The organism is Streptomyces sp. NPDC006283, from assembly GCF_040613325.1.
GTDB lineage: Bacteria > Actinomycetota > Actinomycetes > Streptomycetales > Streptomycetaceae > Streptomyces.
Window position 1 is genome coordinate 1 of sequence record NZ_JBEXRZ010000424.1, and the last position, 2,325, is coordinate 2,325.

Annotated in this window: 1 protein-coding gene and 1 rRNA gene; both read right to left on the minus strand. The window is 73.0% G+C overall.

Annotated features, from left to right (window positions below):
• Positions 1–50: 50 nt before the first annotated feature.
• The gene (locus ABZ070_RS36865; protein WP_356640515.1) at positions 51–839 is read right to left on the minus strand and encodes a tetratricopeptide repeat protein; all 789 of its coding nucleotides are present in this window, start codon (positions 837–839) and stop codon (positions 51–53) included.
• Positions 840–2,234: 1,395 nt separating this feature from the next.
• A 5S ribosomal RNA gene (rrf, locus tag ABZ070_RS36870) occupies positions 2,235–2,325 on the minus strand; the annotation flags it as partial.

Genomic DNA, 2,325 nt, shown 5'->3' on the forward strand with positions numbered 1-2,325 from the left:
GGACCGGGTGCCGCCCCCACTCATGTGTCGCCGAGTGCGACCGGTGTCGGCTACTCGCCGGGACGCCCGTCCGTGTCGGATGTCGGCCGGGCGTCGGCATCAGCGTCCTTCACCTCGCTGTTGCCGGCGTCGTTGTTGTCCGCGCCTTCGTGCTCGTCATCCTGCAGGGCGTCGACGAACTCGACGCCGTCCAGCTCGGCGAGGCGGTCCGACGCGTCGGTGGCGCCGTCCTTGTCGGCCTCGAGCGCCTTGGCGAACCACTCCCGGGCCTCGTCCTCACGGCCGGCCGCCAGAAGTGCGTCGGCGTACGCGTAGCGCAGCCGGGCCGTCCAGGGCTGGACGGAGCTGGACGCCAGCTCGGGGCTCTGCAGGGTCACGATGGCGGCGTCCAGCTGCCCCATGTCCCTGCGCGCACCGGCCGCGACGAGCCGCATCTCGACCTGTCCCGCCTTGTCGAGCTTCTGCACCTCGGGCTCGCCGGCCATCGCAAGGGCCCGCTCGGGCCGGCCGAGTCCGCGCTCGCAGTCCGCCATGACGGGCCACAGCTCCACGGTGCCGGTCATCCGCCGGGCCGCACGGAACTCGGCCAGCGCCTCGGAGTACTTCTGCGTCGCGTACGCGGCGAAGCCGGCCGCCTCACGCACGGCGGCGACACGGGACGCGAGCCGCAGCGCGATGCGGGCGTAGGCGTAGGCCTTCTCGGGGTCCTCGTCGATCAGGTTGGCGACCATGACGAGGTTCTTGGCGACGTCCTCGGCAAGGCCCTTGGGCAGGCTCTGCAGCTCCTGCCGCACGTCCTTGTCGATCTCGTCGCCCGTGACGTCCTCGGGGATCGGCAGACGCTTGATCGGCTCGCGGTCGGGACGGTCCCGGTCGTCCCGGCGGCCGTAACCGCCGCGGTCGCCGCGGTCGTCACGGGAACCGCGGTAGCCACCACGGTCCCGGTCACGGTCGTCGCGGCGGGGGCCGCGGAAGCCACCCCGGTCGTTGTCCCGGCGTCCGTAGCCACCACCGGAACGGTCGTCACGGCGGAAGCCACCGCCGGCAGCAGGCGCCGGGCGGCCGCCTCGGTCGTCGCGGCGGTCGCCACCTCGCTCGTCGCGGCGGTCGCCACCTCGCTCGTCACGGCGGAAGCCACCCTGTCGGTCGTCACGCCTGTCATCACGGCGATCGTCGCGGCGGAAACCGCCCTGCCGGTCGTCGCGGGGGCCACGGTAGCCACCCGGGCGCTCGTCACGGCGGTCGTCACGCGGACCGCGGTAGCCACCGCGTTCGTCGTCCCGACGGAACCCGCCCTGCCGGTCGTCACGACGGTCGTCACGACGGTCGTCGCGGGGGCCACGGTAGCCACCGGGCCGCTCGTCACGACGATCGTCACGCGGACCGCGGAAGCCTCCGCGGTCGTCGTCCCGGCGGAAACCGCCCTGCCGGTCGTCACGCCGCGGGTAGCCGCTCGGGCCGGAACGGTCATCACGTCGGAAGCCGCCACCGGGGCGTGCGCCGCGGTCGTCACGGCGATCATCACGGCGGTCGTCGCGACGGTCATCACGTCGGTCGTCACGGGGGCCACGGTAGCCACCGGGCCGCTCGTCACGACGATCGTCACGCGGACCACGGTAGCCACCACGGTCGTTGTCGCGTCGCCCGTGCCCGCCGCCGGAACCGCCGGTGCCTCCGCCCGAGCGGTCGTCACGTCGGAAGCCGCCACCGCGCTCGTCGCGCCGATCGTCACGACGGAAACCGCCGCCACCGCCGCCACCCGTACGCGGCGCGTATCCGCCGCCGCTGGGACGCCCGCCACGGTCGTCACGGGGCCCGCGGTACCCGCCGCGGTCGCCGCGGTCGTCCTCGCGACGCGGCCCGCGATCGCGGTCCCGGTCGCGGTCCCGGTCGCGGTCGTCCCGGCGGAAGCCACCGCCACCTGTGGGCCGACCACCACGGTCGTCACGGGCGCCACGGAACCCGCTGCGCTCACCACGGTCGTTGTCACGGCGGGGCCCACGGTCCCTGTCGTCACGACCACCGCGGAAGCCGCCCCTGTCACCGCCGTCCCTGCGACGCGGCTCGCGATCCGGACGATCGTCGGAAGAGTTGGGGGACATCGGGTGACTCCTGTCTTCGGGTACCACAGTCATTCTCGCGCAGCCGGCCATCGGCCGCGCTTCGTCATTCTCGGAAAAGCAAAAAGGACCCTTGGTCCAGCGTGAACGCTGGACCAAGGGTCCTGAAAGATTGTTCGGCGGCGTCCTACTCTCCCACAGGGTCCCCCCTGCAGTACCATCGGCGCTGAAAGGCTTAGCTTCCGGGTTCGGAATGTAACCGGGC